Origin of the sequence: Streptomyces sp. NPDC057743, from assembly GCF_042798755.1 — a bacterium.
In the GTDB taxonomy this organism is placed as follows: Bacteria; Actinomycetota; Actinomycetes; order Streptomycetales; family Streptomycetaceae; genus Streptomyces.
Window position 1 is genome coordinate 269236 of the sequence record NZ_JBHVJX010000001.1, and the last position, 21956, is coordinate 291191.

Here is a 21956-nt window from a genome sequence, read left to right on the forward strand (position 1 = left end):
CATGCTGCGCGAGGACCTCGCGACGGTGCGTGCCAAGGACCCGGCGGCACGGAGCAACCGGGAAGTGCTGCTGTACCCGCACATCCACGCGCTGTGGACCTACCGGTTCTCCCACCGCCTGTGGAAGCGCGGCCGTCGCACCAGCGCCCGCGCGCTCTCCCTCCTGGCCCGCGCCATCAGCGGCATCGAGATCCACCCGGGGGCGACCATCGGCCGCCGCTTCTTCATCGACCACGGCACCGGGGTGGTGATCGGCGAGACCGTCCGCATCGGCGACGACGTGATGCTGTACCACCAGGTCACCCTGGGCTCGGTGGGATGGTGGAAGGACCTGCGCCGGCCCACCCACTCCCGCCGCCACCCCGTGGTGGAGGACGGCGTCATCATCTGCACCGGCGCCAGCGTGCTGGGCCCGGTCTGCATCGGGGCCAACACCCGGATCGGCGCCCACGCCGTGGTCCTGCACGACCTCCCGCCGGACGCCCGGGTCGCGGCCGGCACCGCGCACACCTCCGCCTCGCACCACCTCGTGCCCGATGTCTCCACGCTTCGTATCGCGGAAGGAAGCAGCACCCAGTGAACACTTACGTCGTCACCAGTGCGCCGCCCAACCCCAACGGCGATCTGCACGTGGGGCACCTGTCAGGGCCCTTCCTCGGCGCCGATGTGCAGGCCCGGCACCTCCGGCAGCGCGGGCACGAGGTGCGCTACGTCGGCTACTCGGACGAGCACTCCTGCTACGTGCCGCGCCGCGCCGCCGAGATCGGGTCCACCGCGTACCAGACCGCGCTGTCCTTCGGCACCAGGATGGAGGAGACGCTGTCGCTGGGCGCCATGCACCACGACTGGTTCACCCGGCCGTTGACCACGCCCAAGCACACCGAGATCGTCCAGGAGTTCTTCACCACCCTGTGGGAAGCGGGGAAGCTGGCGGTCAAGGAGCTTCCGGTGTTCTACTGCACCGGCTGCGCACGGTACTTGTACGAGGCCGAGGTGCGCGGCGAGTGCCAGTTCTGCAACGCCCCCTCCGACGGCATCTACTGCGAGGCGTGCGGGCTGGCGCAGGAGTCCGGCGGCCTGGCGGCGGCGAAGTGCACCGCCTGCTGGGAGGCGCCCGAGCTGCGCACGCTGAAGCGCATCGTCTTCCCGCTGGAGGAGTACCGCACGCAGCTCCTGGCCTACTACGAGAAGGCGGGCGAGCGCTGGCGGCCCCGGCTGCGCAGCTACCTCGACGGACTGCTGTCGAACGAGCTGCCTCTCACGCCGATCAGCAGGGAGGCCGACTACGGCATTCCCGTCCCGTTGGACGGTTGGGAAGGGCACATCCTCGACACCTGGTTCAGCGGGATCTGCGGATACCTGGCCGCGACCGCCTGCCTCACCGAGGCCCAGGGGCAGCCCGAGCTGTGGCGGCAGCAGTGGAGTGACCCGGACACCCGCATCGTCAACTTCCTCGGTTTCGACTGCTCGTTCTCGCACGCCGTGCTGTGGCCGGCGCTCCTGATGGCGCACGGCGACTACACCCTGCCGAGCCAGATCGTCACCAACGAGTTCTACCGGCTGGAGGGCGACAAGTTCTCCACCAGCCGCGGGCACGCCATCTGGGGCGGGGAGATCCTGCGCCAGGTGTCCGCGGACGCGTTGCGGTTCCACCTGTGCCTGACGGGGCCCGAGCAGGAGCAGGGCAACTTCGCGATGAAGGAGCTCGCCTCCACGGTGGAGTCCGTGCTCGTGGCGGGCCTCCAACGGTGGGCGCAGACCATCCTGCCCCTGCTCGCCGAGGACTTCGGCTCCACCGTCCCGGCCGGCGACGGCTACGCCGGCCCGCTCACCGCGTCACTGGTGGACTTGCCCAAGCGGATCGCCGCCGCACTGGCCCCGGACTCCTTCTCGCCCCAACGGGCCGCCGCCTTCCTGGCGTCGACGATCGAGCGGGCGGTGAACGACCTCCCCGAGCTCACCGCGGCCCGCCAGGCCGGGGCGGGGTCGCCGGAGTACGCCCGGCGGCTGGTCACGCACCTGGAGGCGCTCGCCCTGGTCTCCGTGCTGGCCACCCCGCTGATGCCCGGCTGGGCCCGGCACATCGCCAAGCACCTGGACATTCCGGTCGATGTGCTGACCCAGATGCCCCGTTGGCCCGAGGCGGCGGACCTGCCGCTGGTGCCCGAGGGGCGCCGGCTCGGCGCGACCGTGCCCGCCTACTTCCACAACCTGGGCTGAGCCGGGGCGACATGAGTGCCTTACGCACCGCGCTCGGCATCGTGAACGCCGTGCTGGGCGCGGGGACCCTGCTGCTGCCGGTGGCCCTGGCACCGTTGGCACACAGCGGCGCGGTGTCCCTCGTCGTCGCCGGGGCGTTGCTGGTCTGGTCCCTGCTCATCGGCTTCGCCGGTGGGACGCGGGGCAGCGGACCGGCCGGCTTCGTCCGCGCACGACTCGGGCCCCGCACCACGAACGTGGTGCACGGGCTGTACTTCGGCGGGTTCGCGGTGGGGCAGGCCGTCGTGGTCGGCGCCGCCGGGCAGTTCGTCGCCGACGGGCCGGCGGCGGCCGCCCTGGGGGCGGTCCTCCTGTGCCTGGCCGCCGCGCTGGCCGCCGCCGGCGTGACCCCCTCGCCGGCGGTGCGCACGGCGCGGCTGGTCGCCACCCTGGCCCTGGCACTGGTGTGGTGGCTCTACCCCGGGACGTTCGGGCTGGACCCGGGCCGGTCGCCCTTCGGGGCCGCCGCGCTGATCGCGGTGCCGGTGCTGTTCGCCTGGGTCGGGCTGGAGGGCTCGCTGCCCGCCCTGCGGTCCGCCCGCGCCGCCACCACATGGGGCGTCGCCCTGGGCCTGGTCGGCGCCGCGGCGCTCTACGGGGTGCTGCTGACCCCGCCGGGCTCCCAGGCGCTCGGCCCGCCCGCGCTCCACTCCGCGCTTGCCTGGGTCGCCGCCGTGGTGCTGGGCATGTACTGCCTGACCAACCTCCGGGCCGTCGGGGCCCGTTGGCACACCCTCCGCTCCGGACCGGCGGAGCCGGGGGACCGCGGCCCCGGCCGGCCGGGGATCGCCGTGGCGGTCGTCCTCGCGGGCGCGGCCCTCGGCCTGGCCGCCGCCTTCCACTGGAGCCTCGCCGTGCTGCTGCTCGGCCCGGGTACCGCCACGGCCGCCATCTACGCCGTGCTGGCCGTCGCGGCCCTCCGCCGGTGGCGGTCCCGACCCCGCACCACCGGGCCCGCGGTGCCCGGCTCATAGCCAAGCCGTTTCCCCACCCTCCTGCCTTCCTTCGACGCTTCTCGCCTGCCCTCTGGAGGACGCCATGTCGATCACCGCTCCCGATCTGAGTGTTTTCGAAACCCTGGAGTCGGAGGTGCGCAGCTACTGCCGTGGCTGGCCCACCGTCTTCGACCGCGCGCAGGGCAGCCGGATGTTCGACGAGGACGGCCACACCTACGTCGACTTCTTCGCCGGCGCCGGAACGCTGAACTACGGGCACAACAACCCGGTCATCAAACGGGCGTTGCTGGACTACCTGGAGCGGGACGGCGTCACGCACGGCCTGGACATGTCCACCACGGCCAAGCGGGCGTTCCTGGAGTCGTTCCAGAATCTCATCCTGCGCCCCCGCGACCTGTGCTACAAGGTCATGTTCCCGGGCCCGACGGGGACCAACTCGGTGGAGGCCGCGCTGAAGTTGGCCCGTAAGGTCAAGGGCCGGGAGTCGGTCGTCTCCTTCACCAACGCCTTCCACGGCATGTCGCTGGGCGCGCTCGCGGTGACCGGCAACTCGATGAAGCGGGCCGGCGCCGGCATCCCGCTGGTGCACGGCACCCCGATGCCGTTCGACAACTACCTCGGCGACCAGGTCCCGGACTTCCTCTGGTTCGAGCGGCTGTTGGAGGACCAGGGCTCCGGCCTCAACTACCCCGCGGCGGTCATCGTCGAGACCGTCCAGGGCGAGGGCGGCATCAACGTCGCCCGCGCCGACTGGCTACGAAAACTGGCCGATCTCTGCAAGCGCCGGGACCTGCTGCTGATCGTCGACGACATCCAGATGGGCTGCGGCCGCACCGGCGCCTTCTTCTCCTTCGAGGAGGCGGGCATCGTGCCGGACATCGTCACCGTCTCCAAGTCCATCAGCGGCTACGGCCTGCCGATGGCGCTCACCCTCTTCAAGCCGGAGCTGGACATCTGGGAGCCGGGCGAGCACAACGGCACCTTCCGCGGCAACAACCCGGCCTTCGTCACCGCCGCCGCGACATTGGATGCCTACTGGGCCGACGACCAAATGGAGAAGCAGACCCTGGCCCGCGGTGAACTGGTGGCGTCCCATCTGGCCGCCATAGCCGCGGAACACCCGCACGACATCGCCGAATTCCGCGGCCGCGGACTGGTATGGGGCATCGAATTCCACGACCAGAACCGTGCCACCAAGGTGTGCGCCCGGGCCTTCGAACTCGGTCTGCTGGTCGAGACGTCCGGCCCGCGCAGCGAGGTGGTGAAACTGCTACCGGCGCTGACCATCCCGACGGAACTGCTGGACGAGGGGCTGTGCGTCCTAGCCCGAGCGATCCGCGAGACGGCCTGAACCGGCCCCGGGCATCGGCGGCCGCCCACCGCCGATGCCCACGGCGGCAGCCACGTCGCTAGGACGCCTGCTCACACTCAAGTCGGGGCTGCGCAGCGAGGGGTTCGGCCATCTCGCGGGTGATCACGCGGTCGCTCACGCTGGTCGAGTACACGATCGTCGTCGCGATGGAGCCGATCTTCGTGATCCGCGCGGTGACCTCTTCGAGATGGCTCATCGAGCGGGCCGCCACCTTGGCGATGAAGCAGTCACTTCCGGTCACGTGGTGGCACTCCAGAATCTCCGGGCAGTCATTGAAGATGCGCACGTAGTCCTGGTAGTTGCCGCCGGGAAACACGATGTTGACGAAAGCCAGGATCGAGAGCCCGAGCCCGGGCAGATTGACCCGGGTGCGATACCCCTCGATGATCCCGCACTGCTCCATCCGCCTGACCCGCTCGGCGACCGCCGGGGGCGTCAGCGCGACACGTCGGCCCAGTTCACTGAAGGTAATGCGAGCGTTGGCCTGTAACTCGCTGAGGATCCGCCAGTCGGTCGCATCAAGCGCCGCTTTCAAATCATTAGCCATTGACCAATGATACGTGATTTTCGATAACCGCGGCCCAGGAACGCTTACAAGTGCCCCTGTGGAACGGTCAGTTCAGCGCAATAGGGTCAGGGGCGTACTTCAAGGAGGACGGATGGCGCGTACCACACAGGCCGTACAGGCCAACGACGACCGTCAGGGCTCGGTCCCCGCCGGTCGGCTCAACTTCGCGCAGGGCACGGCCCTGTACGTGGGGGCGGTGTTGGGGACCGGGGTCCTCGCGCTCCCCGGCCTGACCGCGAAGGAGGCCGGTCCGGCGTCGTTGGTGGCCTGGTTCGCCCTCATCGTGATGTCCATTCCGCTCGCCGCCACCTTCGCGGCGCTGGCCGCACGGCAGCCCGACTCGGGCGGGGTGTCGACGTATGTGCGCCGGGCGTTCGGGACCCGCGCCGCCACGGTCGTCGGTTGGTGGTTCTACCTGGGCGCCCCGGTGGGCATTCCGGCGCTGGCCTTCTTCGGCGCGTCCTATCTGGAGCGGAGCACCGGCGGCGGCTGGACGGCCACGGCCAGCTACGCCGCGGGCCTGCTGGTCGTGGGCTTCCTGGCCAACGCCTTCGGCGTGCGGGTGTCGGGACGGGTCCAGCTGATCCTCTCCGGCTCCCTGGCCCTCCTGCTCGTCGTCGGCATCCTGGTGGCCCTCCCGCACGCGGACCCGGCCAACCTGGAGCCGTTCGCCCCGCACGGGTGGTCGGCGATCGGCCCCGCCGCGGCGCTGTTGGTGTGGTCGTTCACGGGGTGGGAGACCGTCACCCACCTGTCCGCGGAGTTCGCCCACCCGGAGCGCGACATCAAGCGGTCGACCATCGGTGCGCTGCTCGCGATCGGCGTCCTGTACCTGGGCCTGGCGACCATCACGGTGCTGGCGCTCGGCAGCACGTCCGGAACGACGGCCACCTCCCTGGCCTCCCTACTGGAGCTCGGTTTCGGGTCGTTCGGCAAGATCCTCGCCAGCGTGATCGCGATCCTCACCACGCTCGGCACCATGAACGCCTACATCGCCAGCACCGCCAAGTTGGGCGCCGCCCTGTCCCGTGACGGGGCGCTGCCCCGCGGGCTCGGAAGCGGCGCCGAGGCCGGCGGCGTCCCCCGCCGCAGCCTGGCCATCGTCGGGGTGATCTCGGGCACCGTCTTCGTCTACGCCGCCCTGACGAAGTCGGACGTGCAACCCCTGGTGCTGTGCACCACGGCCTGCCTGGGAGCCGTCTACGCCCTCGGCTCGGCCGCCGGTGCCAAACTGCTGCGGGACAGCACCCGGTGGGGCACGTCTTCCGCCATCGCCTCCCTCGTCATCATCGTCATCCTGCTCGTGCTGACGGGGTGGTACATGATCTGGCCGCTGATCCTCACCGCCGCGGCGCTCGTCTGGTGCGCCCGGCACCCGCAGGAGCCGGCGGCACCCACGCTCCAGTAGACCAGGCGGAGTGCCCCGTTCCACGGGCCGAGGCCGAACACCCCGCAGGCGACGTACGCCTGCGGGTCCATCACCAGACCGCGAGGAGACACATGTCGCTACAGGTCCCAGTCGCCCTCGGCACCGAGGGACGCAAGATTCCCGCTCACCAACTGGGCGAAAAGGAAATGCTCTGGGCCTTTCTCAAATTCGCCCGGGCGACCGCCATCGCGAAGGTGGCCGGACTGGGAGAGGAAGACCTGAGGCGCGCCCACACCGCATCCGGCATCTCTTTGGGCGGCATCCTCAAGCACCTGGTGACCGGTGAGAACCACTGGTTCGCCAACGTACTCGGCGGCCTGGAACTCCCCATGCCGTTCAGCAAGGAGGACCCCGACGGCGACTGGCGGGTCACCGACGACGAGGGGCCGGAGCGCCTCATCGCCGCCTACCAGGCCGCCTGCCACACCAGCGACAAGGTCATCGCGTCGCTGGACCTGGAGAGCACGGGCGAACAGGTCGACGGCGACTACACGTTGCGCTGGGCGCTGTGCCACCAGATCGCGGAGACGAACCGGCATGCCGGCCATGCCGATCTCCTGCGCGAACTGACCGACGGCGCCCGGGGCTGGTGACCCCACCCGTAACCCCGGGCACCAGCGCCCCGCGCCGGAAACCGTCCGCATGGTGATCCTGCCGGTGCAGGATCGACGCAAGGGTGACCGCTGCTTCGCAGGAAGCGGCGGTCTTGTCGTATCCGGACGCGTTCCCGCGCCGGATCAACCGCGCCGCTTGGTCGCCTTCGGCGCGTAGGTCTCCAGATACGCGGTGACCATGCGCCGCACCTCGTTAATGGTGGCGTCGTCGCCGGTGGGGGAGTGGCGGAACGCGGTGTCGAAGAGGCGGTTGCCGGCCTCCCAGGCGAGCTGCACGACGAGTTGGGGCGTGTCGGCGGGGAGCAGCTCCCGTTCGATGAGGAAGTGCCAGAGCCGCTCCGCCTGTGACGTGTCGAAGGCGCGGATGTGCGCGTCGAGCGTCTCATTGCCCCGCGCGAACCACAGCACGGTGCAACTCGGGTGCTGCCGGAAGTAGTTGCGCAGCGGGTCGATGACGGCATCGCCGGCGTCGCGCAGCGTGCGCAGTTCGGGGCTTTCCAGGGCGGTGGTGATGAGCGCGTCCAGCTCGCCGATATGGCGCTGCAGCAGCTCCGCGTCGACCTGGTGCCGGTCGGAGAAGTAGTGGTAGACGGAGGCGGTCGGGATGCCCGCCCGCTCGCCGATCGCCTTGAGGGTGCCGGCCTGATAGCCCTGCTCGCCGAGCAGCGCCTCGGCGGCGTCGAGGATGGCTCGCCTGCGCTCCACGCCGCGGCGCTGCCGTACGCCGGGGCGGGCCGGTGCCTGGGTTTTCGAACTTTTCTCGAACACGATTCGAGATCGTATCAGTCGCGCCCCATCGGGCTTGCGTGTCAGCCGAGTTGACAGCATCTCATGCCGCCCTAAACTCAAACTCGATTCGAGATCGAGTTTACGTCTCGGTCCACCGCGCCACCCGCGGCGCGGGGCCTCGCCGTGTCCGCACGCGGCGGGGGCAACCGAAAGGGGAGGGTCATGACCAACAGCTATGACGCGTATGACGTTGCGGTGATCGGTGCCGGCTTTGCCGGAGTCATCGCGGCCCGGGACCTCAGCGTCGAGGGCCACTCGGTGGTCCACCTCGAAGCGCGCGACCGGATCGGCGGCCGCACCCACACCGGCGAAGCCTTCGGCCGCCCCTTGGAGCTCGGCGGCGCCTATGTGCACTGGACCCAGCCGCACGTGTGGCGCGAACTCCGGTGCCACCGGATCGGGTTGGTCCCGCCGCTCGCCACCGACACGGTGCACTGGCTGGCCGACGGCACCGTGCACACCGGCAACCGGCTCGACTACGGCAGCGCCGTGGGCCCCCTCATGGCCCGCTGCTTCGCCGACGCCCGGGAGCGGTTCCCGCTGCCGTTCGACCTCGCCGCGGCCGACCACACCGCGATCGAGAAGGAGACCCTCGCCGACCGGCTCGACGCGCTGGACCTCTCCGCGTACGACCGGGACGTGCTCGACGGGAGCCTGGCCGCGCTGGTCCACGACTACCGCCAACACGGCGTCGCGCAGCTCCTCCTCGGCGTGGCCACCTACTTCGGCGACTGGAGCGCGTTCTTCGAGACCGCCAGTCACTGGCCGATCGAGGGCGGGACCCGGCGGCTCCTCGACGCCCTCGCCGCCGAGTCCCGCGCCGTCCTCCGCCTCGCCACGCCCGTCACCGCCATCGAGGACGACGGCGCCGGCGTCACCGTGACCACCCGCGACGGCCAGCGCATCCGCGCCCGCTCGGCCGTCGTCGCGGTGCCGCTCAACACCCTGGCCGACCTGACCCTCACCCCCCAACTCGCCCAACCGGTAGGCGAGATGATCGAGCAGAAGCTCCCGATGCGGACCGTCAAGATCTGGGCGCGGGTCAGGGGCGAGATCGAGCCCTTCTACGCCTTCGCCCCCCTGGGAAAGAACCCCATCAACGCCGCCAGGGTGGAGTACCGGCACCAGGGCGACACCCTCCTCATGTGCCTGGCCTCCGACGCCTCGGCCATCCGCGCCGACGACCGGGAGGCGGTGCAGCGCGCACTGCGGACGTTCGTCCCCGACCTCGACGTACTGGAGAGCACCGGCCACGACTGGGTCAACGACCCGTTCTCGCAGGGCACCTGGGCCATGCACCGGCCCGGCAACCTGACCGGGGTCCTCCCGCGGCTGCGCGAGCCCCACGGGCGCCTGCACTTCGCCGGCAGCGACATCGCGGCGATGGAGGCCGGATCGATCGAGGGCGCCATGGAATCCGGCGCCCGCGCCGCCCGCGACATCGCCGCGGCGCTGCTCAACGGCTCCTACTGAGCGACCCCGCCCGCGCGTCCGGGCCGGCCCCGAAAGAAGGACGTCGAGCGGCTGCAAGATGGCCCGATCGCGGACCGTGCGCCGCAGCCCACCGCCGAGGCCCGTCGAGCGGCGGTGTACCTCCCGGCGAGCGGGGGAGCACTCGACGGTGACCACCGGGCTGCGGCGACGGGCGGCAGCACCGAGTGAAGGGATCGGGAATGAGCGCGTACGACTACGTCATCGTCGGTGCCGGATCCGCGGGTTGCGTGCTGGCGGCGCGGCTGTCGGAGGACCCCGGGGTGCGGGTGGCGGTGATCGAGGCGGGCGGCCCCGATACCGCGCAGGAGATCCATACCCCGGCCGCCTTCCCGCAGTTGTTCAAGTCCGACCTCGACTGGGACCTGAACTCCGATCCGGAGCCGGGGATCGGCGGCCGGCGGGCCTTTCTGCCCCGGGGCAAGACGTTCGGCGGCTGTAGCTCGATGAACGCGATGATCTACATCCGGGGCAATCGCGTCGACTACGACGACTGGGCCGCGGCCGGCGCCAAGGGCTGGTCGTACGCCGAGGTGCTGCCGTACTTCCGGCGCGCCGAGGACAACCAGCGCGGCGAGGACCAACTCCACGGAACCGGCGGGCCGTTGACGGTCAGCGACGGCAGGTCCGGACACCCGCTCGCAACGGCCTTCGTGCGCGCCGCCGAGCAGGCCGGCCACCGGGCGAACGACGACTTCAACGGCGCGACCCAGTTCGGCGTCGGGCGCTACCAACTCACCCAGCGCGACGGCCTGCGGTGCAGCGCGGCGGTCGCCTATCTGCATCCGGCGCTGGACCGGCCCAACCTCACCGTGCTCCCCTCGACCCGCGCCCACCGCGTGGTGATCGAGGACGGCCGGGCGACCGGGGTGGAGGTGGCGCGGGCCGGCAACGTCGAGAGCGTCCGTGCCGAGCGCGAGGTGATCCTCTCCGCCGGCGCCTACGAGTCCCCGAAGCTGCTGATGCTGTCCGGCATCGGGCCGGCCGCCGCCCTGACCGCCGCCGGCATCGACGTCCTTGGCGAACTCCCGGTCGGCCAGGGCCTCCAGGACCACTACGCGACGATGCTGAACTTCCGCACCGATGCCGAGACGCTGATCGACGCGGCGAGTTCGGCCAACGCCGAACTGCTACAGCGCGCCGGACGCGGCCCGCTGACCTCCAACCTCGCCGAAGCCGGCGGCTTCTTCCGCAGCCGGGACGAACTGGCCGCCCCCGACCTGCAGTTCCACGCCCTCGCCGCGCCCTTCCACCAGGAGGGGCTCGGCCCCGTCACCGAACCCGGCTTCGCCTTCGGCCCGTGCGTGCTCACCCCGACCAGCCGCGGCGCGGTGACCCTGCGCTCCGCGCGCCCGGACGCCGCGCCCCGGATCGTGCACAACTACCTGACGACGGCCGAGGACCGCGCCGCCGTCGTCGCCGGTATCCGGATCGCCCTGGAGATCGCGGCACAACCGGCGATGGCCGACCTCATCACCGGGCCGTACGGCGACGCGCCGGCCTCGGACTCCGACGCGGAGCTGCTCGCCTGGGCCCAGCGGGCCGGCCAGACGCTGTACCACCCGACGTCAACGTGCGCCATCGGAAGGGTGGTTGACCCCGAACTACGGGTGTTGGACGTGGCCGGCCTGCGGGTCGTCGACGCCTCGGTCTTCCCGATGGTGCCGCGGGGGAACACCAACGCACCCGTGATCATGGCGGCCGAGAAGGCGGCCGACCTCCTCAAGGAGAGCAACGCCAGGCACGTACCCGAACGGCGCTGATCCGCCCCCGATCCGCCGCGAGACGTCAGAAGTGCTTCGCCCCCTCGACGATGGCCTCGCGGATGCGGTGGTAGGTGCCGCAGCGGCAGACGTTGCGGATCTCGTCCAGGTCCGCCTCGGTGATCTCGCGGCCGTTGGCGCGGGCCTGCTTGACCTTGGCGACCGCGGCCATGATCTGGCCCGGCTGACAGTAGCCGCACTGCGCGACGTCCCGCTCCAACCAGGCTTCCTGCATGGGGTGCAGGTCCTTGCCGACGGTGGCCGGCAGGCCCTCGATGGTGGTCACCTCGTCATCGGGCCGGACGTTCTTGACCGGCACGGAACAGGGGTTGAACGCCTTGCCGTTGAGGTGACTGGTGCATGCCTGGCAGACCCCGAGTCCGCAGCCGTACTTCGGTCCGGTGACGCCCAGGACGTCGCGCAGCACCCACAGCAGCCGCACATCGTCCTCGACGTCCACCGTGACGGCCTTGCCGTTGAGGATGAAGGTGTGTTCGGGCACGGTCGCTCCTTGCGCTCTGGTAGGCCCTTGCCAACAACGGGTCTAGTAGGCGCGGTTCAGGCCGTCGGTCGGCGATTGCGGGATCGGGGGGACGGTCGGCAGCGGCTCGAAGCCGAGCGGGCCGTTGTGGTTGAGCGGAAAGGTGGTCGGCATGGTGCCGGTGGCCGCCCCGTACGCGCAGGCCACCGCGGCCGAGGCGGCGCCGACGGCCAACTCCCCCGCGCCACCGGGCTTGTCGCCGGTCGGCGGCATGACCACGATCTCCAACTCGGGCGGGGTGTTCCACTGGCGGGTGTAGAAGTAGTTGTCCCAACTGCCCTCCAGGAACGCCCCGTCCCTGAGGTGCAACCCCGAGGAGAGGGTGACCGCGATGCCGTCCATGATGCCGCCCATCATCTGGGCTTCGAGGCCCTTGGGATTGACGGCCAGGCCGACGTCGACGGCGCAGACGACCTTGGTGACGCGCGGTCCGGTGTAGGCGTCGGGGACGTGCCGGCCGATGGTCTCCGGGCGGCAGTCGATCTCGGCGAGCACCGCGACGACCCCGTGGTACTCGGGATGCACGGCGATGCCCTGCGCGATACCGGACGGCAACTTCCGTCCCCAGTCACCGACTTCGGCGACCTTGTCCAACACGGCCCTGGCCCGGTCGGTCTTGATGAGGTCCCGCCGCAGTTGCAGGCGGTCCCTGCCCATCTCGTCCGCGAGCCGGTCGACGATCAGCTCCTGTGCGCACCGGACGTTGGGGGAGTAGATGTTGCGCATGCTGCCGGTGTTGAAGCCCTTGTCCACCTCGTTGAGGAGCTGGGTGGTCAGCCCGAGGCGGTACGGCGTCTGCTGGGTGAGGGTGAAGATGGTCTCGGAGAAGGTCAGATCGCCGACCGGCAGCTTGGCGGCCGTGGCGGTGATGATCTCGCCCAGGCCGTGACCGAAGTCGGTGGACACCGAGGTGTGCCGGTGCTCGTAGGTGAGCACCTTGCCCCCCACGTGCGTGGCGCGGATGCGGGAGGTGGCCATCGGGTGGGTGCGGCCCTGCCGGAACTCGTCGGTGCGGTGCCACATGAGCTTGACCGGCTTGCCCATCGCCTTGGAGGCCTCGGCGGCCTCCAACGCGGCGTCGAAGAACAGCTTGCGGCCGAACGAGCCGCCGCCCTCGGTGACATGCACCGTGACCGCGCTCGGCAACAGTCCCAACTTCGCCGCGATCTTCTCCTGCGCGACGATCGGTGACTTGAGCGCGCCCCAGATCTCGGCCCGGCCCGGTCGCACGTCGGCCACCGCGCAGTTGGGTTCCAGCGCGCTGTTGCTGGCGAAATGGAAGGTGAAGGACCCCTCGACGGTCTTCGCCAACACGTCCAACTTCGGTACGGCCAACGGTATTTCGGCCGCCTTGAGCTCCCGCAGCACGGTGTCGTCGGAGGCCCGCTCCGCCGTCCCCGGACCCCAGTCAACCTTGAGCGCGCGCACCGCGTCGATGCACTGCCCGAACGTCCGGGCGCGCACCGCCACGCCCGTGGCGATGGTCACGACGTCGGTGACGCCGGGCATCGCCCGCACGGCCGCGAGGTTCTGCACCGACCGCACCGTGCCGTTGACCGTCGGCGGCCGACACACCATGGTCGGGGCGGCGCCAGGCACCTGGAGGTCCATGGCGAACTGCTTGCGGCCGGTCACGGCCGCCAGCGCGTCGACGCGGTTGCGGGAGGTGCCGATGACCGAGAACTCGGAGCGGGGCTTGAGCTCGGTGGCCACCCGCACGGTCTTCAGGCTCGCGGCCTTCTCGGCGAGCGAACCGTAGGTCGCGCTCCGGCCGTTGGGGGCGCAGATCACCCCCGCCTTGCTGGTCAGCGTGGAGATCTCGGCGCCGAGCAGCTCGCCGGCGGCCGCCAGCAGGCGCTTCCTGGCGATCGCGGCGGCGACCCGGATCGGCGTGTAGGTGGAGATGGTGGTGTTGGAGCCGCCGGTGAGCTGGTTGAAGAGCAGCTCCGGGCGGGCGTCGGCGAGCGTGACGCGGATCTTCTCCAGCGGCAGGTCCAGCTCCTCGGCGATCAGCATCGCGGTGGAGGTGGTGATGCCCTGGCCCACCTCGGCGCGCGGCAGGGCGAACGAGGCCGTGCCGTCGGCGTGCAGGCGGATGGTGATGAGGCCGGAGGTGGGCAGGGCCGCGGTCGTGAGCATGTCGTTGAGATCGAAGATCTCGGTCAGCTCGGGGAGCGAGGGGGCCGCGGCGTGCGCCGGGGTGGGCCCGGCCGCGGCCTCGCCGAGTTGCGCGGCCACCGCGAGCGTCGGCGCCGCCAGGACGTAGCCGAGAAACCGCCGACGACCCATCCCGGAACGGGCGTCCGGGGCGTCCGGAGTGACTGGGGCATCCGGGGCATCCGGGGGCTCCGGGGCGTCGGCGATTGCCTGGCTGTCGAGGGTGCCTGGCGCGGTGGTGTGGTCGTGCTCCCGTGGCAGACGATCCTGAGTCTCCATCATCTGTCCCTTCGCGGAGCATCGTTGATCGGCCTACCGGATGGTAGCGAAACCATGCGCACGACAAAACACGGGGCAGGCGGGTCTGCCCAGGGCCTTCACACGACCACACCGAACGGGCCGACGCCTCCCGTCAACCACCGCGCCCCGACGAGCCGTTGCCCGGCTCCGTCAGTCGCCCTTGCGCAGCAACAGATGGCCCCGACGGAACCTCTCACCCTCGTTCGGCTCCCGCAACATCCGGCCGACCTCAACGAACCCCGCCCCGCGGGCCAGCCCCGCAAGCTCGTCGATCGGCCACCGATACGCCGTCGTCACCCGGTGGTCGAACGCCACGACCGGCCCACCCTCCGACTCGAAGAAGCCGAGCGCTCCGGCCGGCGTTGGCGACCGTGTGGAGAGCGCCCCCTTAAGGGAATTCTCACCGGTTCCTCATCCGGTGCATATTGTGGGTGCTCGTCGAGCAGCGGCACGCTGCTTGTTCGTGTACCTCTCTGCTCCCCCGCACGGAAACGTGCCCATGTCTGCCTGGCATTCCGGCACTTCGCTGTTGGACGGCTGGCTGCCCCTGACGCTCCAGATCGTCGCCGGCGTACTGCTCGTCCTCGTCATCGGTTGGCGCACCCGGCGTTGGCGACTGGTCTGGCTGCCCGTCGCCGTCGTCGTCGGACTCCTCGCCGCCCTCCTGGCCAGGTGGTACGTGAACGCCAACGCGCTCGCCACCGACCCGGCGCCCACCGCGCTGTGGGTCTGGATCGGGATCACCGCGGCGGCGCTGGCCGTCGCCGTGTTGGGCTGGCGCAGCGCACGCTGGTGGCGGCGGCTGCTGTCGGTGCCGGTGATCCCGATGGGCCTGCTGTGCACCGGACTGGTACTGAACCAGTGGGTGGGCTACTTCCCGACCGTGCAGGAGGCGTGGTCGCAGATCAGCGCCGGGCCGCTGCCCGACCAGGTCGATGCCGCACAGCTGAGTGCCCTGCAGAACAAGGGCGGCACGATGACCACCGGCCGCGTGGTGGGGGTCAACGTCCCCGACACCGCCAGTCACTTCACGCACCGCGAGGAGTATGTGTATCTGCCGCCCGCCTGGTTCGAGGGGGCGCACCATCCGCGGCTTCCCGTCCTGATGATGGTCGGCGGCGAGTTCAACACCCCCGCCGACTGGATCCGCACCGGGGGTGCCATCTCCACCATCGACTCCTACGCCAAGGCCCACCACGGCCAGGCACCGATCCTGGTGTTCGCCGACTCCGGAGGCAGCTTCAACAACGACACCGAGTGCGTCAACGGCCCGCGCGGCAACGCGGCCGACCACCTCACCAAGGACGTCCGGCCCTATGTCGTCTCGCGCTTCGGCGCCTCGCCCGCCGCGGCCGACTGGGGTGTCGTCGGCTTCTCCATGGGCGGTACCTGCGCGGTCGATCTCGCGGTCATGCATCCGGAACTGTTCGGCAGCTTCGAGGACATCGCGGGGGACGAGGGCCCGATCGTCGGCACCAAGCAACTGACCATCAAGGAGCTGTACGGCGGCAGCACGGCAGCCTGGGCGCGGTTTGACCCGCTGACCGTGTTGGCGCACCACCCGCGCTACGCCAACACCGCGGGCTGGTTCGACAACAGCAGCTCCGGCGGCGGTCCCGGCGGGCGGAGCGGCTGGGGCGGCAACGGCCCGGGCGGACACGGCGGTAACGGTGGTCGGCAGGGTGGCCACCAGGGGCACCCGCACGGGCACGGCGGCAGCATGACCCGCCCGGGCCCGGTGGGCTTCGGCGGGCGCGACATCCCCGGCGACGGCATGGGCAACCAGACGGCCGACGCGCAGAAGCTCTGCGCCGCCGCCACCAAGAAGGGCATCTCCTGCACCCTGCACTCCCAACCAGGCGGCCACACCTGGCAGTTGGCCTCCGCGGCCTTCTCCGATGCGCTGCCCTGGCTCGCCGAGCGCGTCCACACCCCGACCGCGCCCGCCCACACCTGACCGAACCGGTCGCCCCACCGCGGACAACGCGACACCGCCCCCGACCCGTGAGTGCACGGGCGGGGGCGGTTGCCTGTCGGCGGTTGCCTGTCGGGCGACTGCCGACTAACGCGCCGGCGCGCACCGGTAGAGCGTCTGGGCGCCGCCGCCCTCTTTTCACGGAGTTTCTCACCGGATGCGGTTCCCCTACCGTGGGGCCATGACGCTGCTGCACGTATCCGATCACGGGGGCGACGGACCGCAGTTGGTGCTGTTGCACGGTGCGGGCCGATCGCATGCGGACTGGGACGCCGTCGCCGCGGAGCTCACCGCGGGGCACCGGGTCCTCGCCCTCGACCTTCCCGGGCACGGCCGTTCACCCGAGATCTCCTCGTGGACGATGCCCGCCACGGTGCACAGCATCGCCGAGACCCTGGCGGCGCACGGCATCTCGGCGCCGGTCATGGTGGGGACTTCGCTCGGCGCGCTGGTCGCGGTCGAGTATGCGCGGGCCCATGACGACGTCGTCCGCGCCGCCGTGAATCTGGACGGCTTCTGGTGGGGCCGGCCCGGCGAGTACCCCGGCGCCGAACGGGTCGGGGAACTGCTCCGGGCGGCCACCGGGGTCGTGGCCCCACCCGAGTACATCGAGGACGAGGTCGCCCACGCCGCCCGGTACGGCATCCCCGCGGACCGCGCGGAGGCCGCCGCGCGCGCGGCCGCGCGACCGCTTCCCGGCGGTGGTTGGCAGACGCTGCCACAACGGCCGGCGGCGCAGCAGATGTTCGACGAGTTGGACCGCCTCGGCGCGCTCGGCGTCACGGCCTGGCTGGCGGGGGTGGCCTGCCCGCTGCTGCTGGTGCAGGCCGGCCGGCCGCACGGGCCGATGCCGGTGGCGGGCTGGTTCGCCGAACTGACCGAACGCTTCGCGCGCGGGCTCGCCACGGAACTGGCCGAACTGGCCCGCGTCCGGCCGACGATCACCGTCGCCCGGGTCGAGGCCGGTCACGCCATGGTCCTGGAGGCCCCGGAAGCGGTAGCGGCGCTGATCGCCAAGTTCGTCCGGGAGCTGCCCACTTGATCCATCCGACGCCGAGGAGCCCCATCCGCCACCGGCACCGCAGCGGGACACGGAAACGGGCCGGCCCGACACCCTCGGTGTCGAGCCGGCCCATGGGGGAGCGGGAAGCGGGTCAGTCCGTCCCGGACTCCATCGCGGCGCGGTCCAGCAGCTCGTCGGCGCCGGACGCCTCGCCGCGGGAGGCGATCGCCTGGGCGCCGCCCTCCGGCATGGTGCCGATCAGCCCGGTCGCGGCCGCCTGGGCGGCGCCGATGGCGGGGTCGGCGTTGCCGATCAGGCCGATGCCGGCGTACTGCTCCAACTTGGCGCGCGAGTCGGCGATGTCGAGGTTGCGCATGGTGAGCTGGCCGATCCGGTCCACCGGGCCGAACGCCGAGTCCTCGGTGCGCTCCATGGACAGCTTGTCCGGGTGGTAGCTGAACGCGGGGCCGGTCGTGTCGAGGATCGAGTAGTCCTCGCCGCGCCGCAGCCGCAGCGTGACCTCGCCGGTGACGGCCGCGCCGACCCAGCGCTGGAGCGACTCGCGGACCATCAGGGCCTGCGGGTCCAGCCACCGGCCCTCGTACATCAGCCGACCCAGGCGCCGACCCTCGTTGTGGTACTGGGCGAGGGTGTCCTCGTTGTGGATCGCGTTGACCAGGCGCTCGTATGCCGCGTGCAGCAGGGCCATGCCGGGCGCCTCGTAGATGCCGCGGCTCTTGGCCTCGATGATCCGGTTCTCGATCTGGTCCGACATGCCCATGCCGTGCCGACCGCCGATGGCGTTGGCCTCCATGACCAGGTCGACGGCGGAGGCGAACTCCTTGCCGTTGATCGTCACCGGGCGACCCTGGTGAAAGCCGATCGTCACGTCCTCGGGCAGGATCTCGACCGCGGGGTCCCAGAACCGCACGCCCATGATCGGCTCGACGGTCTCCACGCCGGTGTCCAGGTGCTCCAGCGTCTTGGCCTCGTGGGTGGCGCCCCAGATGTTGGCGTCGGTGGAGTACGCCTTCTCCGTGCTGTCGCGGTAGGGCAGGTCGTGGGCGAGCAGCCACTCCGACATTTCCTTGCGGCCGCCGAGCTCGGTCACGAAGTCCGCGTCGAGCCAGGGCTTGTAGATCCGCAGCTTGGGGTTGGCGAGCAGGCCGTAGCGGTAGAACCGCTCGATGTCGTTGCCCTTGAAGGTCGAGCCGTCGCCCCAGATCTGCACGTTGTCCTCAAGCATCGCCCGCACCAGGAGCGTGCCGGTGACCGCGCGGCCGAGCGGCGTGGTGTTGAAGTACACCCGGCCGCCCGAGCGGATGTGGAACGCCCCGCAGGTGAGCGCGGCCAGACCCTCCTCGACCAGCGCCGCGCGGCAGTCGACCAGGCGCGCGATCTCGGCACCGTAGGTCTTCGCGCGGCCGGGCACCGAGGCGATGTCGGGCTCGTCGTACTGGCCGATGTCGGCGGTGTAGGTGCACGGGATAGCGCCCTTGTCGCGCATCCACGCGACGGCGACCGAGGTGTCGAGGCCGCCCGAGAAGGCGATTCCGACGCGCTCGCCGCCGGGGAGAGAGGTGAGGACCTTAGACATAGGAAGAGTATGCATCATCTCGCATGGTCATGCAATGCGGGGTGGGGGAGATGTCTGGGGAGGTGTCCAGGAGTGGTGTCTGGGGGTGGTTTCTGGAGGGCGGTGTCTGGGGTGTCTGGGCGCGGTCCACCCCTCCCCGAGGTGGTCATTCGACCTCCGGGGTGGTCAGCCGGTCTCCGGAGTGGTCAGCGCGGTGAACGCCGGCCTACGGGTCCCGTGCCCGGTCGCCTGCTCGTAGGCGTGGCCGACTCGCAGCACCTGGAGGTCGGCGCGGTGGCGGCCGACGATCTGGAGCCCCACCGGCAGCCCGCCGGCGGTGAAGCCGGCCGGCACCGACAGTGCCGGATTGCCGGCCGCGCTCACGAAGTAGCAGGACCGCATCCAGTCCAGATAGGTCTCCTGCGCGACCCCGTCGATCTCCGTCGGGTACTCCGCCGACGCGTCGAACGGCGCGACCTGGCTGACCGGGAGCAGCAGCACGTCATAGCGCGTGAAGAACTCCCGCACCCGGTGGTACAGCGCCGTGTGCAGCGCCTCGGCCCGCGCGATGTCCGGGCCCAAGAGCCGCCGTCCGCACGCCACGTTCCACCGCAGTGCCGGCTTGACCAGTTCCGGGCTGCGGTCCACCAACTCGCCCAACCCCGCCTCGAACTGCCAGGCGCGCAGCGTGCGGAACACCTCCTCGGCGCCGGCGAAGTCCGGACAGTCCTCCTCGACCAGGCAGCCGAGCCGCTCGAACACCGGCACCTGGGCGGCCACCACCTCCCGCACCTCGGGATCGACCGGCACCGCGCCGCCAAGCTCCGGCGACCAGGCGACCCGCAGCCCGGTGAGGTCGCTCGACAGCGGCCCGGCGAACGAGGAGCCCGGCTCGGACAGTGCGATCGGGCTGCGGTCGTCCGGGCCCGCCAGCACCGACAGGGCCAGCGCCACGTCCGCCACGGTGCGCCCCATCGGCCCCTGCACGGCCATCGTCGACCAGGCCGCCTCGCTCGGCCAGCTCGGCACCCGGCCCGGCGAGGGGCGTAGCCCGACGACGTTGCAGAACGCGGCCGGATTGCGCAGTGAGCCGCCCATGTCGCTGCCGTCGGCCAGGGATTGGAGGCCGCAGGCCAGCGCCGCGGCCGCGCCGCCGCTGCTGCCGCCCGCGGAGCGCGTCGGGTCGTAGGGGTTGCGGGTGGTGCCGAAAACGGGGTTGAAGCTGTGTGAACCGGCCCCGAATTCCGGCACGTTGGTCTTGCCCAGGGTGATCGCGCCGGCCGCTCGCAGCCGTTCGACCACCAGGTCGTCGACGTCCGGTACGTGCTCGGCCATCGCCGGGGACCCGAACGTGGTGCGGATGCCTGCCGTGAGGTGGGTGTCCTTGTGTGCCACCGGCAAGCCGTGCAACGGCCCGACCTCCTCCCCGCGGGCCAGTCGCTCGTCGGCCGCCTTCGCCTCCGCCAGGGCCCGGTCCGGCACCAACGTGACGATCGCGTTGACCACCGGGTTGAGCCGCTCGATCCGGTCCAGGTGTGCCCGGAGCAGCTCCCGGGCGCTGACGTCCCCGCGCCGCAGGGCCGCGGCCTGCTCCAGCGCGCTCAACAGACAGAGTTCTTCGGTCACATGGGGTCCATGCCCGGGGCCCGGGCTTCCGACACTGGCCGTGGAAAAACCCCTGCGGGGCGGTTGCCTGGGCGCGCGCCCGACGGCGCCAGAGGCCGCCCGTGGCGGGCCCCGGTGACCTGACCAGTGCCCGCCTACGCTCCCCGCTCCGGCTTCCGCGCCAGGCACGTACCAACCCTCCGCCCGCCACCGCTACCACTACCGCCCCCCTCGCCGACGGTCTGCTCCAGCCGCGCGGTGACGACGAGCCCGGCCCGACCCACCAGCTCCGCGATCCGTTCCAACGGCAGCCGGTGGGACTCGTAGGACACCGGATGGCCGCCGTACGCATGCGTCGGACGGCGACGCTCGTGCTCGCCCACATGACCGGCCAACATCATCTGGCCGCCGGGCGCCAGGGCGCGATGGAACTCGGCGAACACGGTCGGTAGCGACTCGGGCGGCGTGTGGTGGGTCGAGTAGTACGCCAGGATGCCGCCCAGCCCGTCGTCCGGGAGCGGCAGCGCGGTCATCGACCCCACGGTGAACCCCACGCCAGGATGGGCCCGCCGCGCCAACTCGACCATCCTCGCCGAGAGATCGATCCCGAACGCGGGCACCCCTAACTCCACCAGATGCGCCGTCACATGCCCCGGCCCACACCCCAGATCCGCGACCGGACCACGCCCACCCACCCGCACGCACTCGGCGAACGCGCCCAGCACCGCGCGCGACACCGGGTCCAACTCCCCTGGTTTCTTAACCACTTCGGCATAAGCGCCGGCAACGCTGTCGTACGACTCCCGGATCGCGGCGAGATAGTCAGACTCAACCATGGCGGCGACTCTAGGCGCTTATGGCGACGCCACTCACCGTGCGCCCGCTCTTAGTGGGGCCACTTCTCCGGAGTGCTGCTGGTCGTCACCTGACAGGCCGCGGGACGTCCGGGGGAGGGTGAGCGACCCTCGGCCACGACCCGGACGCCGTCGAGCAGGATCCGACAGGTGGCGATCGCGTCCCCCTCCGGCTCGACCTCCACCCGCGCCAGTTCCCCGGTGTTGACCAGCGCCTGCTTGCTCCACGGCAGCGGAGCGCGGCCGACCTGCTCGATGCGATGGGCCCGCTCGAAACTGTCCGGGTTGAACCGGTAGCGCACGGTGGCTGCCTGGCCACCGCCACCGCCGCCGACGGCGCCAGCCTGGTACGTAAGGTCCCAGGCATTCCCCCCGCGCACCCGCTTGAACCAGGCGGTGTTGTTCTGGGCCCACACCCCGCCGCCGATCACCAGGCAGGCCACGACCAGCCCACCGAGCACGAGGTAGACGGTGCCGTGGGAGGTGCGACGCGGCTGAGAGGGCATGGCTGCCGGGCTTCCTGTCGTGCTGACGCGTATCGATCCGTGCGGACCGCTGAGGGGCGGGGTTGCTGCTGTCGCTGGCGGTGGGCTGGTGGGCTGGGGGACTGGCGGATGGCTGCTGTCGACGAAGACGCGCGGGCCGCCGGCACGGTTGATGTGGCGCGCCTCACAGGCAAGGGGCGGTGGAGGACAGGCAGGCCC

The 21956-nt window shown here is 71.1% G+C and carries 18 protein-coding genes and 1 pseudogene; 10 read left to right on the forward strand and 9 right to left on the reverse strand.

Annotated features, from left to right (window positions below):
• Nucleotide 1: 1 nt before the first annotated feature.
• The 4 genes from epsC to ectB all read left to right on the forward strand — a co-directional run bounded on the left by epsC (nucleotide 2) and on the right by ectB (nucleotide 4566).
• A complete protein-coding gene (gene epsC / locus ACFVFQ_RS01215; protein ID WP_383406505.1) occupies nucleotides 2–580 on the forward strand; it encodes a serine O-acetyltransferase EpsC in 579 nt (192 codons plus the stop codon).
• The gene (locus ACFVFQ_RS01220; protein WP_383406508.1) at nucleotides 577–2220 is read left to right on the forward strand and encodes a methionine--tRNA ligase; all 1644 of its coding nucleotides are present in this window, start codon (nucleotides 577–579) and stop codon (nucleotides 2218–2220) included. Before epsC ends, ACFVFQ_RS01220 begins: the two co-directional genes overlap by 4 nt.
• 11 nt (nucleotides 2221–2231) lie before the next feature.
• Nucleotides 2232–3233, forward strand: coding sequence for a hypothetical protein (locus tag ACFVFQ_RS01225; protein ID WP_383406511.1), 1002 nt, complete (start codon nucleotides 2232–2234; stop codon nucleotides 3231–3233).
• Nucleotides 3234–3297: 64 nt separating this feature from the next.
• Nucleotides 3298–4566: a diaminobutyrate--2-oxoglutarate transaminase gene (gene ectB, locus ACFVFQ_RS01230; protein ID WP_383406514.1), complete on the forward strand. Its 1269-nt coding sequence runs from the start codon at nucleotides 3298–3300 to the stop codon at nucleotides 4564–4566.
• 58 nt (nucleotides 4567–4624) lie between these two features.
• On the opposite strand, the gene ACFVFQ_RS01235 is transcribed toward ectB, so the two are convergent.
• Nucleotides 4625–5134, reverse strand: coding sequence for an Lrp/AsnC family transcriptional regulator (locus tag ACFVFQ_RS01235; protein WP_383406517.1), 510 nt, complete (start codon nucleotides 5132–5134; stop codon nucleotides 4625–4627).
• Between the two features lie 112 nt (nucleotides 5135–5246).
• Here ACFVFQ_RS01235 and ACFVFQ_RS01240 point away from each other — a divergent pair, with 112 nt between their 5' ends.
• Together ACFVFQ_RS01240 and ACFVFQ_RS01245 are read left to right on the forward strand one after the other, a co-directional pair.
• Nucleotides 5247–6563, forward strand: coding sequence for an APC family permease (locus ACFVFQ_RS01240; RefSeq protein ID WP_383406520.1), 1317 nt, complete (start codon nucleotides 5247–5249; stop codon nucleotides 6561–6563).
• Between the two features lie 92 nt (nucleotides 6564–6655).
• Nucleotides 6656–7177 carry a DinB family protein gene (locus ACFVFQ_RS01245; protein ID WP_383406522.1) on the forward strand — a complete coding sequence of 174 codons (522 nt, stop codon included), beginning with the start codon at nucleotides 6656–6658 and terminating at the stop codon, nucleotides 7175–7177.
• Nucleotides 7178–7321: 144 nt separating this feature from the next.
• Here ACFVFQ_RS01245 and ACFVFQ_RS01250 read toward each other — a convergent pair whose 3' ends face one another.
• Complete coding sequence (locus ACFVFQ_RS01250; protein WP_383406525.1) at nucleotides 7322–7966, reverse strand: TetR/AcrR family transcriptional regulator; 645 nt, start codon at nucleotides 7964–7966, stop codon at nucleotides 7322–7324.
• A 183-nt stretch (nucleotides 7967–8149) separates the two neighbouring features.
• Here ACFVFQ_RS01250 and ACFVFQ_RS01255 point away from each other — a divergent pair, with 183 nt between their 5' ends.
• Together ACFVFQ_RS01255 and ACFVFQ_RS01260 are read left to right on the forward strand one after the other, a co-directional pair.
• Nucleotides 8150–9460, forward strand: coding sequence for a flavin monoamine oxidase family protein (locus ACFVFQ_RS01255; RefSeq protein WP_383406528.1), 1311 nt, complete (start codon nucleotides 8150–8152; stop codon nucleotides 9458–9460).
• 200 nt (nucleotides 9461–9660) lie between these two features.
• A complete protein-coding gene (locus ACFVFQ_RS01260; protein WP_383406531.1) occupies nucleotides 9661–11241 on the forward strand; it encodes a GMC family oxidoreductase in 1581 nt (526 codons plus the stop codon).
• A 25-nt stretch (nucleotides 11242–11266) separates the two neighbouring features.
• On the opposite strand, the gene ACFVFQ_RS01265 is transcribed toward ACFVFQ_RS01260, so the two are convergent.
• From ACFVFQ_RS01265 to ACFVFQ_RS01275, 3 genes and pseudogenes are all read right to left on the reverse strand, one after another.
• On the reverse strand, nucleotides 11267–11743 hold the full coding sequence (locus ACFVFQ_RS01265) for a (2Fe-2S)-binding protein (protein ID WP_383406534.1): 477 nt from the start codon (nucleotides 11741–11743) through the stop codon (nucleotides 11267–11269).
• Between the two features lie 42 nt (nucleotides 11744–11785).
• Nucleotides 11786–14071 (reverse strand): molybdopterin cofactor-binding domain-containing protein, encoded by a 2286-nt coding sequence (locus tag ACFVFQ_RS01270; protein ID WP_383407001.1) that lies wholly within the window; start codon nucleotides 14069–14071, stop codon nucleotides 11786–11788.
• Between the two features lie 318 nt (nucleotides 14072–14389).
• Nucleotides 14390–14587, reverse strand: a pseudogene (locus ACFVFQ_RS01275) (SAM-dependent methyltransferase); the annotation flags it as partial.
• A gap of 151 nt (nucleotides 14588–14738) precedes the next feature.
• On the opposite strand from ACFVFQ_RS01275, the gene ACFVFQ_RS01280 reads away from it, so the two are divergent.
• Both ACFVFQ_RS01280 and ACFVFQ_RS01285 read left to right on the forward strand, forming a co-directional pair.
• Nucleotides 14739–16196 carry an alpha/beta hydrolase gene (locus tag ACFVFQ_RS01280; protein WP_383406537.1) on the forward strand — a complete coding sequence of 486 codons (1458 nt, stop codon included), beginning with the start codon at nucleotides 14739–14741 and terminating at the stop codon, nucleotides 16194–16196.
• A gap of 199 nt (nucleotides 16197–16395) precedes the next feature.
• The gene (locus tag ACFVFQ_RS01285; protein ID WP_383406540.1) at nucleotides 16396–17256 is read left to right on the forward strand and encodes an alpha/beta fold hydrolase; all 861 of its coding nucleotides are present in this window, start codon (nucleotides 16396–16398) and stop codon (nucleotides 17254–17256) included.
• Between the two features lie 112 nt (nucleotides 17257–17368).
• Here the strand turns inward: ACFVFQ_RS01285 and argG are convergent, their stop codons facing one another.
• The 4 genes from argG to ACFVFQ_RS01305 all read right to left on the reverse strand — a co-directional run bounded on the left by argG (nucleotide 17369) and on the right by ACFVFQ_RS01305 (nucleotide 21758).
• Nucleotides 17369–18814, reverse strand: coding sequence for an argininosuccinate synthase (gene argG, locus ACFVFQ_RS01290; protein ID WP_383406543.1), 1446 nt, complete (start codon nucleotides 18812–18814; stop codon nucleotides 17369–17371).
• A 165-nt stretch (nucleotides 18815–18979) separates the two neighbouring features.
• Nucleotides 18980–20419, reverse strand: a complete 1440-nt coding sequence (locus ACFVFQ_RS01295) for an amidase (protein WP_383406546.1) — start codon at nucleotides 20417–20419, stop codon at nucleotides 18980–18982.
• Between the two features lie 134 nt (nucleotides 20420–20553).
• The gene (locus ACFVFQ_RS01300; protein ID WP_383406549.1) at nucleotides 20554–21234 is read right to left on the reverse strand and encodes a class I SAM-dependent methyltransferase; all 681 of its coding nucleotides are present in this window, start codon (nucleotides 21232–21234) and stop codon (nucleotides 20554–20556) included.
• Between the two features lie 50 nt (nucleotides 21235–21284).
• The gene (locus tag ACFVFQ_RS01305) at nucleotides 21285–21758 is read right to left on the reverse strand and encodes a hypothetical protein (protein ID WP_383406552.1); all 474 of its coding nucleotides are present in this window, start codon (nucleotides 21756–21758) and stop codon (nucleotides 21285–21287) included.
• Nucleotides 21759–21956: the final 198 nt, after the last annotated feature.

Bases quoted from the DNA above. Each gene is read 5' to 3' on its own strand.
- epsC (WP_383406505.1), top strand. From the start codon at position 2: ATGCTGCGCGAGGACCTCGCGACGGTGCGTGCCAAGGACCCGGCGGCA.
- ACFVFQ_RS01225 (WP_383406511.1), top strand. From the start codon at position 2,232: ATGAGTGCCTTACGCACCGCGCTCGGCATCGTGAACGCCGTGCTGGGC.
- ectB (WP_383406514.1), top strand. From the start codon at position 3,298: ATGTCGATCACCGCTCCCGATCTGAGTGTTTTCGAAACCCTGGAGTCG.
- ACFVFQ_RS01235 (WP_383406517.1), bottom strand. From the start codon at position 5,134: ATGGCTAATGATTTGAAAGCGGCGCTTGATGCGACCGACTGGCGGATC.
- ACFVFQ_RS01240 (WP_383406520.1), top strand. From the start codon at position 5,247: ATGGCGCGTACCACACAGGCCGTACAGGCCAACGACGACCGTCAGGGC.
- ACFVFQ_RS01245 (WP_383406522.1), top strand. From the start codon at position 6,656: ATGTCGCTACAGGTCCCAGTCGCCCTCGGCACCGAGGGACGCAAGATT.
- ACFVFQ_RS01255 (WP_383406528.1), top strand. From the start codon at position 8,150: ATGACCAACAGCTATGACGCGTATGACGTTGCGGTGATCGGTGCCGGC.
- ACFVFQ_RS01260 (WP_383406531.1), top strand. From the start codon at position 9,661: ATGAGCGCGTACGACTACGTCATCGTCGGTGCCGGATCCGCGGGTTGC.
- ACFVFQ_RS01270 (WP_383407001.1), bottom strand. From the start codon at position 14,071: ATGGGTCGTCGGCGGTTTCTCGGCTACGTCCTGGCGGCGCCGACGCTC.
- ACFVFQ_RS01280 (WP_383406537.1), top strand. From the start codon at position 14,739: ATGTCTGCCTGGCATTCCGGCACTTCGCTGTTGGACGGCTGGCTGCCC.
- ACFVFQ_RS01285 (WP_383406540.1), top strand. From the start codon at position 16,396: ATGACGCTGCTGCACGTATCCGATCACGGGGGCGACGGACCGCAGTTG.
- argG (WP_383406543.1), bottom strand. From the start codon at position 18,814: ATGTCTAAGGTCCTCACCTCTCTCCCCGGCGGCGAGCGCGTCGGAATC.
- ACFVFQ_RS01300 (WP_383406549.1), bottom strand. From the start codon at position 21,234: ATGGTTGAGTCTGACTATCTCGCCGCGATCCGGGAGTCGTACGACAGC.
- ACFVFQ_RS01305 (WP_383406552.1), bottom strand. From the start codon at position 21,758: ATGCCCTCTCAGCCGCGTCGCACCTCCCACGGCACCGTCTACCTCGTG.